Annotated in this window: 15 protein-coding genes; 6 read left to right on the top strand and 9 right to left on the bottom strand. The window is 68.6% G+C overall.

Annotated features, from left to right (window positions below):
* Positions 1-18: 18 nt before the first annotated feature.
* Entirely contained in the window at positions 19-864 is an 846-nt protein-coding gene (dapF, locus tag ACWF0M_RS17410; protein WP_452236677.1) for a diaminopimelate epimerase, read from the bottom strand.
* 137 nt (positions 865-1,001) lie between these two features.
* On the opposite strand from dapF, the gene ACWF0M_RS17405 reads away from it, so the two are divergent.
* A complete protein-coding gene (locus tag ACWF0M_RS17405; RefSeq protein WP_452236676.1) occupies positions 1,002-1,262 on the top strand; it encodes a hypothetical protein in 261 nt (86 codons plus the stop codon).
* On the opposite strand, the gene ACWF0M_RS17400 is transcribed toward ACWF0M_RS17405, so the two are convergent.
* Genes ACWF0M_RS17400 through ACWF0M_RS17385 form a run of 4 tightly spaced genes read right to left on the bottom strand, consistent with a single transcriptional unit; the run spans position 1,246 to position 5,253 of the window.
* Entirely contained in the window at positions 1,246-2,790 is a 1,545-nt protein-coding gene (locus ACWF0M_RS17400; protein WP_452236675.1) for an N-acyl-D-amino-acid deacylase family protein, read from the bottom strand. The two genes, ACWF0M_RS17405 and ACWF0M_RS17400, sit on opposite strands and share 17 nt — an antisense overlap.
* A 31-nt stretch (positions 2,791-2,821) precedes the next feature.
* Positions 2,822-3,952 carry an o-succinylbenzoate synthase gene (gene menC, locus ACWF0M_RS17395; RefSeq protein WP_452236674.1) on the bottom strand — a complete coding sequence of 377 codons (1,131 nt, stop codon included), beginning with the start codon at positions 3,950-3,952 and terminating at the stop codon, positions 2,822-2,824.
* Positions 3,942-4,598, bottom strand: a complete 657-nt coding sequence (locus tag ACWF0M_RS17390; RefSeq protein ID WP_452236673.1) for a MurR/RpiR family transcriptional regulator — start codon at positions 4,596-4,598, stop codon at positions 3,942-3,944. The genes menC and ACWF0M_RS17390 overlap by 11 nt, the downstream gene beginning before the upstream one ends.
* Positions 4,591-5,253, bottom strand: coding sequence for a hypothetical protein (locus ACWF0M_RS17385; protein WP_452236672.1), 663 nt, complete (start codon positions 5,251-5,253; stop codon positions 4,591-4,593). Before ACWF0M_RS17385 ends, ACWF0M_RS17390 begins: the two co-directional genes overlap by 8 nt.
* A 69-nt stretch (positions 5,254-5,322) precedes the next feature.
* On the opposite strand from ACWF0M_RS17385, the gene ACWF0M_RS17380 reads away from it, so the two are divergent.
* Complete coding sequence (locus tag ACWF0M_RS17380) at positions 5,323-6,405, top strand: M20/M25/M40 family metallo-hydrolase (protein WP_452236671.1); 1,083 nt, start codon at positions 5,323-5,325, stop codon at positions 6,403-6,405.
* Here ACWF0M_RS17380 and ggt read toward each other — a convergent pair.
* From ggt to miaA, 4 genes are all read right to left on the bottom strand, one after another.
* Positions 6,397-8,199: a gamma-glutamyltransferase gene (gene ggt, locus ACWF0M_RS17375; protein WP_452236670.1), complete on the bottom strand. Its 1,803-nt coding sequence runs from the start codon at positions 8,197-8,199 to the stop codon at positions 6,397-6,399. The genes ACWF0M_RS17380 and ggt overlap by 9 nt on opposite strands.
* An 81-nt stretch (positions 8,200-8,280) precedes the next feature.
* On the bottom strand, positions 8,281-8,970 hold the full coding sequence (locus ACWF0M_RS17370; RefSeq protein ID WP_452236669.1) for a hypothetical protein: 690 nt from the start codon (positions 8,968-8,970) through the stop codon (positions 8,281-8,283).
* An 8-nt stretch (positions 8,971-8,978) separates the two neighbouring features.
* Complete coding sequence (locus tag ACWF0M_RS17365; RefSeq protein WP_452236668.1) at positions 8,979-9,482, bottom strand: SigE family RNA polymerase sigma factor; 504 nt, start codon at positions 9,480-9,482, stop codon at positions 8,979-8,981.
* Positions 9,469-10,458 (bottom strand): tRNA (adenosine(37)-N6)-dimethylallyltransferase MiaA, encoded by a 990-nt coding sequence (miaA, locus tag ACWF0M_RS17360; RefSeq protein ID WP_452236667.1) that lies wholly within the window; start codon positions 10,456-10,458, stop codon positions 9,469-9,471. Before miaA ends, ACWF0M_RS17365 begins: the two co-directional genes overlap by 14 nt.
* A 121-nt stretch (positions 10,459-10,579) precedes the next feature.
* Between miaA and ACWF0M_RS17355 the strand changes: the two genes are divergently transcribed.
* From ACWF0M_RS17355 to ACWF0M_RS17340, 4 genes are all read left to right on the top strand, one after another.
* Positions 10,580-10,852 carry a hypothetical protein gene (locus ACWF0M_RS17355; RefSeq protein WP_452236666.1) on the top strand — a complete coding sequence of 91 codons (273 nt, stop codon included), beginning with the start codon at positions 10,580-10,582 and terminating at the stop codon, positions 10,850-10,852.
* A 123-nt stretch (positions 10,853-10,975) separates the two neighbouring features.
* A complete protein-coding gene (locus ACWF0M_RS17350; protein WP_452236665.1) occupies positions 10,976-11,221 on the top strand; it encodes an antitoxin in 246 nt (81 codons plus the stop codon).
* Positions 11,222-11,465: 244 nt separating this feature from the next.
* Positions 11,466-12,053 (top strand): GNAT family N-acetyltransferase, encoded by a 588-nt coding sequence (locus ACWF0M_RS17345; RefSeq protein ID WP_452236664.1) that lies wholly within the window; start codon positions 11,466-11,468, stop codon positions 12,051-12,053.
* A gap of 1,276 nt (positions 12,054-13,329) precedes the next feature.
* Entirely contained in the window at positions 13,330-13,785 is a 456-nt protein-coding gene (locus ACWF0M_RS17340; RefSeq protein WP_452236663.1) for an NUDIX hydrolase, read from the top strand.
* Positions 13,786-13,838: the final 53 nt, after the last annotated feature.

Here is a 13,838-nt window from a genome sequence, read left to right as displayed (position 1 = left end):
CAACGCCCCACGCAGAACTCAGATTCCCGGCAGCCAGTCGCGATCGAACTCGCCGCGAGCGTGCAGAACGGCCGGCCCGGTCAGTTCCAGGTGGTTGTCCGCGCGCCACGTCACGCTCACTTCACCACCAGGTACGCCGACGCGGTACGTCACCGGCAGCTCGTCACGGGCCGCCCGCGCGGCCGCTACCGTCACGGCACAGGTGCCCGTGCCGCACGATCTCGTCTCCCCCGATCCGCGCTCGTGCACCCGCATCTGGACGTCGCGCGGACCACGCCGTACGACGAATTCCACGTTCACCCCGTGCGGGAACGCATCCGAGGGCGACCAGGTGGGCTGATCGCACAGGTTGCCCGGCTCGTTCAGGTTGTCGACGAAGGTGACCGCGTGCGGGTTGCCCATGTCCACGTGGACGGCGGGCCACTGGTGACCGTTGGCCTCCACCACGATCCCGGCCGCGTCGGGGAGCTTGGGCTCGCCCATGTCGGCGGTCAGCGTGCCGTCGTCGTTCTGCGCGACCTCCTTGACGCCCGCGCGAGTGCCGACCCGGACCGGCTTGCCGTCGATCAGGCCCGCTTCGGCCAGGTACTTCACGAACACCCGGATGCCGTTCCCGCACATCTCCGCGATCGAACCGTCCGCATTCCGGTAGTCCATGAACCACTCGCCGCCGTCCTCGACGTACGACTGCTTGTCGCCCTGAATCACCCGCAGCACACCGTCGGCGCCGAGCCCCGCGTGCCGGTCGCAGAGGAACCGCACGACGGACGCGTCCAGCTCGCCGTGCACGGAACCGTCCGGATCAGGCAGGACCACGAAGTCGTTCTCGGTCCCGTGCCCCTTCAACCAGGGAAACGTACTCATGGGGCCAGCCTACGGGGCGGACCGCCGGCACTCACCAACGAGCCGTCAGCCGAGCGCGGCACGCTCAACCGCGCCGCCCACCCGTGCCGTGGAGGCGGTTGGTGAGTGGTGGAGGTCCGGCCCCGTACCGTTTGGGCATGATCGCGTACTTCTGGGAGCGGGAGGATGCCGTCGCGGTCGCTGACCGGCTGGGCGGTGAGGTACGGCGTGGGCGGTTTCACGGCGAGGACGACGACGAGGACCACCCGTGGCTCGTCGTACTGGAAGGCGTGGACCGCACCGCCCTCGACGAACTCCTGACCGAACACCACGGCTGGCTGGAGATCGACGCCGACGACACCCCCGCGGCCCCTCCCCCACTCCCGGACGCCCCGAAACGCTTCAAGAACGCCCGATGATCCGCCCGGGGCGGTGGCCGGTTGGGCCGGCGTTCGCGACAGTTCGTTGACCGGCTAGGAGGGTGTGGGTGATGCCGGTGGAGAGTTGCCAGGGGGTGTCGTACGTCGAGTTGTCGGTGATCTGGTGTGGGTCGAGGACTACCAGGTCGGCGATTGCGCCTGGCGTGATGGTGCCGCGGTCGGTGAGGCCCAGGCGGGATGCGGGGAGTGCGGTCATTCGGCGGATTGCTTCGGGGAGGGTGAGGACGGCGCGGTCGCGGGCGTAGTGGCCGAGGACGCGGGGGAAGGTGCCGAAGTTGCGTGGGTGCGGGTGTCCGGGTCCGGTCGCGTCCATGATCCAGCCGTCGCTGGCGACCGCCGTCCGCGGATGCTCGAGAACGGTCGTCACGTCGTCCTCGCTCATCGCGTGGTTCACCACGCTGACCGCGGCCTGGTGGGACTCGAGGATGCGCAGCACGATCTCCGCAGCGTCGACCCCGTCGCGCCGGGCGATCTCGGTGAGGCTGAGTCCGCGACTGTCCTCGTAGCGGCCCGGCGGCAGCGAGGCGACCACGACCGAGTCCGGCGAGAGCAGCTCATCGGCGCGCAGGGCTTCGGCGATCCGATCGCGTTTGGACCGGTCGGCGAGGCGGTCGAGGAGGGTGCCGCCGGCCAGGGCCCAGGTCGGGAGCCTGGTGGTGAGGGTCGTACTGGTGGCGGTGTACGGGTAGGCGTCCCAGCCGAGGTCGACGTCGTCGACCTGGTCCAGGTGTTCGAGCGCGGCGTTGACGAGACCGTAGTTGGTCTTGCCAACGGCTTTGAGGTGCGAGATCTCGAGTCGCGCGCCGCCCGCCCGCGCCGCCGCGATCGCCTCGTCCAACGCGGCCAGCAGACCTGCGCCCTCGTTGCGGATGTGGGTTGAGTAGAGCAGGCCGCATTCGGCAGCAGCGGCGACCAGCGCGGCCACCTCTTCGGGTGATGCGTAGGCGCCGGGCGCGTAGATCAGCCCGGTCGAGAAGCCGACCGCGCCCTGGTCGGCGGCCGCGCGCAGCAGGTCCTGCATCGTCCGGAGTTCGTCGGGCGACGGGGCGCGGCGGGCACTGCCCATTGCGGCGATGCGCAGCGTGCAGTGGCCGACCTGCAGCGCCAGGTTCACCGCCGGTTGCAACGTTGCAGCGAACCCGGCGAGATCGTTCCAGGACCAGTCGTGCTGCGGACCGAGGAACGCCGTACCCGCCCGCAGGGTCTCGAGGTCGGTGATCGGGAACGGCGACCAGCCGCAGTTCCCCGCGACCAGCGTGGTGACACCCTGCGTGAGCTGCGATTCCGCGGCCGGACTTGAGCCCAGACTGAAATCCGCATGTGAGTGCAGATCGATGAATCCCGGTGCCACAATGTTGCCCGTGGCATCGATGACGTCGGCTTCGGCGACCGGCTCACCAGGCGGCAGCACCGCGGTGATGCGCTCGCCCTCGACCAGCACCGTCCCGGGCACCAGCCCGGCGCCGGTGCCGTCCGCGATCAGGCCGCCGGTCAGTGCCACGCGCATCGAATCACTCCTGTTCTGGTCCGAAGGACAGCTAGGCGATGTCTGGTCCGAAGGACAGTTGGTCGACCGTGTTCGCGGCGATCAGCTCGCGGTCCACAGCATGCCCGAGACCGGTTGCCTCGGGCACCTGTACGACGCCGCGGACCGCGACCACGGCGGGTACGACGAGGTCCCGGGCGTAGTACTTCTCCGAGGCGGACACGTCCGATGGGAGGGTGAACCCGGGGAGACTGGACAGCGCGACGTTCGCGAGCCGGCCGATGCCGAACTCGTGCATGCCGCCGCACCAGACGGCGAGCCCGGCCTCCTGCGCCCGATCGTGCGCCGCACGCGCCGCGCCGAGCCCGCCCATCCGCGACACCTTGATGTTGAGGACCTGCAGCGCTTCTAACGCCAGCGCGGTGTACAGGTCGTCGACGGACTCGATACTCTCGTCGAGACACACCGGCGTACCGATCGTGCGTTGCAGTGCGGCGTGCGTGAGCAGGTCCCGAGGCGTGAACGGCTGCTCGATCATCGTCAGCCCGAACTCATCCAGCTTCCGCAGCTGCGTGAGGTCGTCGGCGGTGTAGATCCCGTTCGCATCCACATGCAGATCAAGCTCGGGGTACGCCGTACGCACGGCCCGGACCGGCTCTACGTCCCAGCCCGGAGCGATCTTCAGCTTCACCCGTGGATACCCGGCGGCGACCTGGCGCTCGACCTCGGTCAGCAGGTCGTCGATCGTCGGCTCGATGCCCAGTGAGACGCCCGCGACCACCTCGGTCCGCGTACCGCCGAGGACGGTTGCCAGCGGCACCGATTGCGTCTCGGCCCACAGGACCCACGCGGCCATGTCCACGCCGGCCTTGGCGAAGTTGTTGCCGCGGACCTTGGACCACAGCTTGGCCAGCTGGTCGGGGTGATCCCACGGCCGGCCGAGCACCGGGGGCAGCAGGTACTGCGAGGCGATGTGCCAGCAGGACTCGACCGTTTCGGGGGCGTAGTACGGGTCCGAGGACGACGCGATCTCGCCCCACCCGATCGCGCCCGACGCGTCCTCCAGCTCGACCAGGATGTGATCGAGGAATGTCTTGCGGTGCGAGCTGGTCCGGAACTCGTGCACCAGCGGCATCCGCACCCGATGCAGCCGCGCGGCGACGACCTTCAGCTCAGTTGACATACAGCCCCAGCTCCGTGTTCAACCGGTCGCGCTCCATCAGCCGGCGTCGCGCGCCCTTCGAGCTCGCGGTGGTCAGCGTCGCGAGCACGTGCAGCACCGAGGCGACGACGGTCGGCGAGTCGACGTACGACGCACTCCCGGTCGCGACGTAGATGCTCTGGTCGGCCAGCTTCGCCAGCGGCGCGTCCTCGAAGTCCGTGACCGCGACGAGCTCACCACCCGCCTCGACGAACCGGCGCGCGATCTCGACGGTGTCGCGGCGGTACCTGCGGAACGAGAATGCGACCATCAGGTCGTTGGACCGGACGTCGGACAGAACGTCGACCCCGCGGACGACGGTGCCGTCGATCAGCGTCACCTGCGAGAGGCCGACGCCGAGGTCGAAGGCCAGCAACGACGCGTACGAGTACGACTTCGCCGAGCCGATGACGAAGCGCCGGCGGGCCGCGACGATCCGGGCCGCGGCCTGCGCGATCGACTCGTCGGTGAGGATCTGGTCCAGGGCCTCGTCGATCGAGGCGCGTTCCTGCTCGACCACGCGACGCTGCAGCAGCGTCGACGAGCGGCGTTGCAGCCGAGCGTCGTACCGCTCGTGAGGGCTTGCCAGTTCGCGGTTGCTCTTGTGCTTGTGGAGATCGTCAGGCATCGTCGCCCGGCCCGAAGTAGTAGACGCCGGTGCCGTCCGGAAGCCGACGGCACGAGACGGCGACAAGCCCCTTCGCCAGCAGACCCTCGAAGGCGGTGCGCAGCTCGGACGGGTCGGCAGGCACGACCAGCTCGGTCAAATCATCCGGAGTGGTGGGGTGCTCGCGAGTCAGGTCCCACTCGATGACAACGCGGTCGGTGCCCGGACCGTACATGTCGGGCGCGAACCAGCGGCCGCGGGCGCCGAGCACATCCAGGTTGAAGTGCGCGTTGCGGATCTGCGCCGGGTCGTAGGTCCAGCGCATCCGCGACATACCGTGGCTGAGGGCAACTTCTCGCTGGGCGTGCTTGAGCATCCTGCCGAGGCCGCGGCCCTGCTGCCCGGCAGCGACCACGGCCGACTGCGAGTAGTGGTAGAAACCGCGCCGGTCGGTGCCGCAGAAGCCGTACGCGAACGCGACCAGCTGGTCGCTCTCGTCGAGGATGCCGACCACCGAACCGCCGTTGCTCGCCAGCGCGCCGAGCAGCCGCGGGTTCAGCCCGTACGCCGGGTCGAGGTAGCCGAAGACCGCCCGGTACAGCGCGGAGGCCTCGGCGAACCGGGACGCCGTGGTGAGCGAGACCGCCCTGAAGCTCACCTCAGAGATACGATTCATATCCTGATCCTAGCCCCGCATGTTCGACGCTGGTCAATCGCTGATCGGATGATGATACGTTGGCTATCTATGATGATCGAGCGACTCAGGGAGTACGTCGGCGCGGAGACCCCCACCGGCGACGCGGCTGCGCTGAACGCCTTCGCCGACCGGCTGGGGACGCGGTACGCCGAACTCGGCGCGACCGTCCGCCGGGTGCCGACGCCGACCGGCGACCACCTGGTGGCCGACTTCTCCGGCCGCGCCGACGAGGCTCCCCTGCTCTTCCTCGCCCATCACGACACCGTCTGGCCGATCGGGCAGCTGCAGAACGCGATGCCGTGGCGCTTCGAGGACGGTGTCATCCATGGACCAGGCGTGTTCGACATGAAGGGCGGCCTGGTCGTTCTCGAGACCGCACTGGAGCAGATCGCCGGCCACGATCACCGACCGCTGCGGGTCATCGTGGTCGCCGACGAAGAGGTCGGATCGCCGTCGGCGCGTGCGCTGGTGACGGAGGAGGCGAAGGGCGTGTACGCCGCGTTCGGGTTCGAGCCGCCGCATCCGAACGGCGACCTGAAGACGTCGCGCTGGGGCAGCACCAGGGTCCGTATCGAGGTCACCGGCCGCGAGGCGCATGCCGCGCTCGATCCGGCGAGCGGCGTGTCCGCGATCGACGAGCTCGTCGACCAGCTGATCGCCGTACGGCGGATCGTCGCCGAGTACGACGAGGTGCTCTGCAACGTCGGCACCATCACAGGTGGCGGGCGCACCAACGTCGTACCGGGATCGGCTGCGGCTGACATCGGGTTCCGCTTCGTCGATCCTGGGACGGAAAGCGCCGTACTGGACGCTGTTGCCGGGCTGGAGCCGGTGCGGGACGCGCGGCTCAGCGTGAAAGTGATGTCGAACCGGCCGGCCTGGCAACCGTCGGCGGCGACCGACGAGTTGCTGGCGAAGGTGAGTGCGGCCGGGCGGTCCGTCGGTCAGGAGGTCGGCGGTGCGGCCGCGACCGGCGCGGCCGACACCAATCTGACCGGATGGTTGGGGATCCCAACGCTCGACGGCCTAGGCCCGCTCGGCAAAGGCGCCCACGCCGTCCACGAGCAGGTGATCGCGGCGACCCTGACCGAACGAGCCGACCTGGTCGCCGCGATCATCAAATCACTTTAAGGGCCAGGCAGTTCCGGCTGCTCCCCCGCCGCGTCGCGTCGGCTCGGCCGCCGCGAGAATCGCCCCGCCGGGCAGGAATTCCAGTGCCGCGACCGCTCCGATCTCCGCGGCCGAGCTCCCCGGCGCACCCGCCGGCGTGAACGTGTGGCCGTACGGCGCCAGCGAAGCGCCGTACCGATCGATGAACCCCTGCTCGGCCGTCACCAGTGCGGTGTTGCGTTGCGACGCCCGCGGCGCCGCGATCGCCTCCGGCAACGTCATGCCGCGGTCGAGCCGGTTCGTCAGCGTCTGCAGGACGGTCGTGATGATCGTCGAACCGCCCGGCGAACCGAGTGCGAGGTACGGCTCGCCGCCCCGCAGCACGATCGTCGGCGACATCGACGACCGCGGCCGCTTCCCGGCCTCGACCCGGTTCGGGTCCGCCGGGTTCGGTGCGGCGGAGAAGTCCGTCAGCTCGTTGTTCAGCAGGAACCCGCGCCCCGGAACGGTGATCCCGCTGCCGCCGGTCTGCTCGATCGTCAACGTGTACGAGACCACGTTGCCCCACTTGTCGGCCGCGACCATGTGCGTCGTCGACCGTCCCTCGGTGTCCGGGCGCTGCTCGACCGCGCTGCCCTGGTCACACCGCGAGTACTGGCCGTCCGGGGAGCCCGCCGCCACCGGCTTGGTCGCCGCGTGCTGCGGGTCGATCAGGCAGGACCGTTCCGCTCCGAACCCCTTCGACAGCAGTTCCTTCAGCGGTACGTCGACGTACGCCGGGTCTCCGACGTACGCGCCGCGATCCGCGAACGCGAGCGCGGACGCCTCGAGGTAGGTGTGCAGCGCCTGCGTCGTCGACTGCTGCCGCAGGTGCTGCGGTTGCAGGATGTTCAACGCCTCGCCGACGGTGGTGCCGCCCGAGGACGACGGCGGCATGCCGTAGACGTCCAGGCCGTCATACCTGACCTTGGTCGGCGTGCGGTCGATCGCCTTGTACGACGCGAGGTCGCCGGTCTCCAGGTAGCCCGGGAAGAACGGCAGCGTCGCACCCGGTGTCTTCGGCGGGTTCTTCGCGACGGCCGCCATCTCGCCGGCCAATGCGCCGCTGTAGAACGCCGACGAGCCCTGCTGCCCGATCAGCTTGTAGGTGGCGGCGAGTTCGGGGTTCTTGAACAGTGTGCCGACCTGCGGCGCGTCGCCGTTCGGCAGGAACAGCTTCGCCGTCGGTACGACCTGCGCGAACCGGTCCTTGTTCTCCAACGTCTGCAGGCGGAACGTCGGGTCGACCTCGAACCCACGGTCGGCCAGATCCGCGGCCGGTTTCAGTGCCTTGCCGAGCGACAGCGAACCCCACTGCTTCAGGGCCTTGTCCCAGGTCGCGAGCGTTCCCGGTACGCCGATCGACACCCCCGACGTCACGAGCTGCGCGAAGGGGTACGGCGTACCCGTCGCCGGGTTGATGAACGCGTTCGACGGCATCGTCGCGGGCGCGGTCTCACGGCCGTCGATCGTGAACACCTTGCGGGACTTGGCGTTGTAGTACACGAAGTACCCGCCGCCGCCGATGCCGGCCGAGTACGGTTCGGTGACGCCGAGCGCGGCGGCCGTGGCAACTGCGGCGTCGACGGCGTTACCACCACGACGCAGTACGTCGAGGCCGATGTTCGTCGCGTTGGGGTCGACGGAGGACACCGCGCCGCCGTACCCGATCGCGGTCGGCTGCCGCGTCGGAGCTTGCGCTTGCGCAGTGCTTGAGGCGGTGAAGGCAGTGAGAACCAAGGTGCCGGCGGACAGGGATGCGACCAGCTTCTTCACGAGTTCCCCCCAGACGGGCTCGGGGACAGGGACAAGCCCCTGCCTATCTCACCTGGAGGTCGCGCGCCAGTCGCGGCGCGTTTAGTTCACAGTGCAAGAGTCCAGGAAGCGGCGAAGTACGTCGTCCGGCCACTCGACCGTGCCGGTCGGGAGCTCGACCAGCAACCACTTGTCGGACAGCTTCACCTGACCGGTCAGGCGGCCTTCGAGGGTGCCGATATGGAAGGTTTTGCCGCTCGCGTCGATGACGCGGACCTGCGACAGGCTGCGGGCCTGCGGCGCGGCTTGCAGTACCACCTTGGCGGCGCTGTCCGCGGTCCGCATCTCCGGCTGGGACAGTACAACGCGGGTTGCCGTCATCGGGGTCTCGGGGCTCCACCCCTTCGGCGCCAGCGTGCAGTCGAACGTGCTCCACGCCTGCTTGTTGGCGACCAGCTCGACGACCGACGCGCCGAACATCGAGATCGTCTCACCACTCGACGGCGTGGCGGGCGGCACCGTCGCGGGACTCGCGGACGCAGCGGCGGTCTCCTGCTCCGGAGGCCCGCCGGCCACCTCGCTGCCGCTCCCCCACCACTTCACCTGGTTGCCGATCGCGAGCACGAGTGCCGACGCGGCGGCGACACACAGCACCCCGGTGACCCGGCGCCGGCGCTTGATCCTGCGCAGCGCGAGCCGGCCACGCGTGACGTCCGCGTCGATGTCCGCGTCCGGCAGCCCTTCGGCGGCACTGTCCGCGAACCCCTCCAACAACCTCTTGACCTCATCCATCGGCGGTCTCAGCTACTCCCCGTCTCTTCCGTCATCAGTTCCTTCAGGCGCTTCAACGCCTTGGCTGTCTGGCTCTTCACAGTGCCTTCGGTGCACTCCAGGATCCGCGCGCAGCTGGCGACATCGAGATCCTGGAAATATCGCAGTACCAGAACCGCCCGTTGCCGCGGCGCGAGATCCAGCAACGCGTCCCGGATCGCCAGCGTGTCCGCCTGGTCCGGTACGTCGGTCAACCGGGGCTCGACCGTCTCCGCGGTCATCACCTCCGGGTGGCGGCCTGCCCGACGGCGTTCGTCGAGGAAGGCGTTGACCAGGATGCGATGCGCGTACGGTCCGGCACCTTCGTGCTTGATCCGGTGCCAGTGCACGTACACCCGGGTGCACGCGGTCTGGACCAGATCCTCGGCGGTGTGCACGTCCCCAGCGGTGAGCAGCAACGCCGTTCGCATCAGCCGCGTGCGGTCCGCGAGCAGGTACTCACGGAACTCGGCCTCACGGTCACCCCCTCGCATCGACGGCCCCTGCATTCTGCCCGGGGCCCTTGTTCACCTCGACTACGCCGGGGACGCCTTCGCGGTTGCCTTCGGCTATCACTTGAAGTGCCTTCTCCACCAGGTCGGGGGCGTCGTACGGGAGCCACGTGATGCGTTGGTCCTTACGGAACCACGAGTCCTGCCGGCGGGCGAACCTGCGGGTGGCCTGGGCGGTCCGCTCCCGGGCCTGCGTTTCGTCGATCTCACCGTTCAGCAACGCGATCACCTGCGAGTACCCGAGGGCGCGGTTGGCAGTTCTTCCTTCAATCAAACCCTTGTTCAGCAGACCTCGCACCTCGGCGACGAATCCGGCGTCGAACATCCGGTCCACCCGGCGGTCGATCCGCTCGTCGAGCACCGGCCGCGGTACGTCGAGACCGAGCTGGATCGCGCCCTCGTACACGTAACGGTGCTCCGGCAGCGTGGCGACGTACGGGCTCTTGGTGATCTCGATGACCTCCAGCGCGCGGACGATCCGCCGGCCGTTGCTGGGAAGGATCTGTTCGGCGGCCCTCGGGTCTTTCTGCGCGAGTCTTGCGTGCAGGACTCCGGAGCCGTGGACCTCCAGCTCTGCCTCCAGCCGCGCGCGGACGTCTGGGTCGGTGCCGGGGAAGACGAAGTCGTCGAGGATCGCGCGGACGTAGAGCGCCGAGCCGCCCGCAAGCACCGGAACCTTGTCCCGGCCGATGCAGTCGTCGATCGCGTGCCGGGCGAGCTCCTGGAACTCGGCCACGGTCGCGGTCTCGGTGACGTCCAGGATGTCCAGCAGATGGTGCGGTACGCCGGCGCGCTCCGACGTACCGATCTTCGCCGTACCGATGTCCATGCCGCGGTACACCTGCATGGCGTCCGCGTTCACCACTTCACCGCCCAGACGGTGCGAGAGGGCGACAGCTAGGTCGGACTTGCCGGCCGCGGTGGGGCCGACGACCGCGACGACGAGGGCAGCAGGCATCGCTCCAGTCTGGCAGCACCCCGCTCAAGACTTGGCCAAGAGGTCTGTACCAGCCTTGTCGATGACCCTGGACGAGCGGTAGGAATTCTGGAGTTCGAGACATTTCTACGGGAGGAATCACGTGACGAATCCGTTCGAGGAAGAGGCTGACGCGGCCAAGGACGCGCTCGGCCAGGGGGACGACGCCGACGCCCTGTCCGCTGCCAAGCGCAGCGGTGGTGACGTCGAGTTCAGCGCCGGCGACGTACAGCCCGGCGGAGACTCCGGCGGCGATGTCGAGTCCGGCGGCGATGTGGAGTCCGGCGGCGATGTGGAGTCGGGCGGGGACGTCGAATCCGGTGGGGACGTCGAGTCCGGTGGCGGCAGCTCGGATAGTGGCGGCGACGTAGAGTAAGTGCCGTCCGGCATCGTTTTGGGTACGGCACTCGCGGAGATCCCACAGTTCAGGCATGGTTGGTGCGAAGATCGCCGCTAGCTGTCTGTAAGCACTTAACTACGCAGGAATGGGAGCCCCGAGATGGGCATCTTCGACAAGTTCAAGGACAAGGCCGAGGACCTGAAGGACAAGGCCGCCGACCTGGTCGACGGCCACGGCGACAAGGTCGGTGAAGGTCTGGACAAGGCCGGCGACTTCGTCGACGAGAAAACGGGCGGCAAGTACGGCGACAAGATCGACACGGGCGTCGACAAGGCCAAGGAAGGGTTGGACAACCTGGACGGCCAGAACGACGACATCCCCGACGGCCCAAGCCAGCCCGCCTGACACACCCTCTCGAAGGGCCGCAAGCACCCGCTTGCGGCCCTTCGCCACGCCCAGGCCCGGCACGGCGGGCGGGGCGGCGGCGGCTGGGAGACTGGGGATAGGCGGCGGGGACTGGGAACATGCCATTGCCTGTTCCCGGTCGCTGAGGGCTATCCCCGGTTCTCGGCGGCATCCGGTCGCGGAGTAGGTGCGTCGGCCGGCGTACCGGAGGGGGATCGTCCGGAATACGGCGTACGGTCGGCTTATGGTCGACGTCGACGAGTTGACGGTACGGGCGCTTGCGCCGGAGACGTGGGATGCGTTCGCGGCACTCGCGGAACGGCACAACGGGGTGTGGGGCGGATGCTGGTGCACGTACTTCCACACCATGCACAACGAGAAGACGTTCGACGCGGAGAGCAATCGGGAGCTCAAGCACCGGCTCGTACTGGAGGGGCGGGCGCATGCGGCGCTCGTGTTCGACGGTGAACTGGCGGTCGGGTGGCTCGAGTACGGTACGCCGGCCGAGCTGCCGAACATCAACCACCGCAAGGAATACGAGGCCGGGCTGGAGCGCCCGCCCGACTACCGCCTCACCTGCTTCTTCACGGACCGCAACTACCGCCGCCAAGGCGTTTCAGCGGTCGCCCTCCGCGGTGCCCTCGACCTGATCGCGGACGCCGGCGGCGGACTCGTCGAGACCTACCCCCAAGACACCGCCGGCAAGAAGATCACCGCATCCTTTCTCTACAACGGCACCCGCTCGCTGTTCGAACAGGCCGGCTTCACCTACCAACGCCCCAAAGGCAAGAACCACACCGTGATGACCAAGACCGTCGCCAAGCGCACCTGAACGCCGACTCGCCCCGTGCGAGGATCTGGCACGGTGCTGACGAATCCGTGGTTGTCCGGCCCGGCTCCGACCAGGAAGCTTCCGTACGACCGTCTGTCCGAACGGATCCTGAACATGCTGTCGAGCCAGAACATGTGCGTACTCGCGACGGCCGGTCCGGACGGGCCGTTTGGCGACGCCGGTCCGGTACTACCACCTGGATTTCGCGCTGATGTTCACGGCCTCGCCGCGATCACCGAAGATGCGGAACCTGGCCGCGGACCCGCGGGTCTCGGTAGGGATCTTCGGCTCTTGTGACCGATGTGTGGGTGGTCGACAGGTCCCAGGGCGGTACCGGGCTCGGCGTGATGTGCAAGCTCGACAGGAGATGTCGGGCGGCCGGGTAGTGCACCTGAGCGTGAACGCGCCCGCGCGTACACCGTCTCGCCGGTGCACTACCTGTCGACCTTGCACATCACCCCCGCCACCACGCCACCACGCCACCACGCCACCACGCCACCACCAACCCGATCACCCAGCCGGCACCACCACACCCACACCTCGGGCAGAAGAACGGATATCCCCTCGAATGGTGGGTTCTCTGCTCGTACACCAGGGGAGAACCCCCAACGCGAGGGGATATCCGGCCTTGTGACGCAGGTGCGGGTCGGCTGGGCTGAGTTGGGCGGCGCCAGACTCGACGTGAGGCTGCACGGGCGGCCCGCGTGAGCTGGCGCGGCGGGGAAAGAAATCGTCGTTCCGTGCAACTTTGTTTCCCCGCTCTTGAGGATTGGCGCGGATCGAGCAGGAGTTCTCCCCCACTGACCTCCGTCATTCACGGGTGAGCCCGCGTGGTGGGCAGCGGCCCCGCACAAACCTGTCCCAGGTCCCTGGTGGGGCGACGACCACCCACACATCGGACAGAAGACCCGGATCTTCGCTCCCCTGGTCGGTCAGGCAAGCAGTCGCGGCGCCCAACTCTTCGGCCGAGCACAGGTCCTGACGCCCGACAATGACGAGTTCGCCGACCACTGGGGAGCGTTCCGCCGGCAGTCCGACCACGTCGAACGCGGCAACCCACTCGCCAAGCCTCCCCTCGGCCGCCTGGTAGTCGTCACCCCGAACCCGAGTCGTGGCGTTCGGCTCCGGGGAGCCTCGCCGAGTCGTGGATCGGGGCTCGTTTCCGCAGCCGAAATCCACGACTCGGCAGCCCGGATCCGACCTGTCGTTCACACAGTTGTTCGCCTGACGGCGGCCGGCGCGGGGCGGTGTCGGTGGGGGTGGTTAGGGTCTGGGGATGGATCGGTTTCGGGTGGTGCCGGCGGCTTATGTGATTGTTCGGCGTGGGGATGAGGTGTTGTTGCTGCTGCGGGCCAACACCGGGTACATGGACGGGCATTGGGCGGTTCCGGCGGGGCATGTGGAGCTCGGGGAGTCGGTGGTGGCGGCGGCGGTGCGGGAGCTCAAGGAGGAGGTCGGGATCGACGTCGACGCGGCGGATCTGGTGCCGGTGACGGCGATGCATCGGACCGGCGGGAACGGCGATCCGATCGACGAGCGGGTCGACTTCTTCTTCATGACGTCGACGTGGACCGGCGAGCCGCGGTTGATGGAGCCGGAGAAGGCTGCTGCCCTCGACTGGTACCCGCTGGACAAGCTCCCGGAGCCGCTGGTGCCGCACGAGGCGCGAGTGCTCGGCGCAGTGGCCGACGGTGCTGCGCTTCCTGCGGTGATCGCCCAGGGTTTCGCCTGAGTTCACACTTCCGGGGGTCGCCTCGCTCTAGTGTTCGCTGCGGTGTCAGTGAC

Source organism: Kribbella sp. NPDC055110, assembly GCF_053607525.1.
The sequence above is the reverse complement of the archived record's forward strand: the minus strand, read 5'-3'. Positions and strand labels throughout refer to the sequence as shown.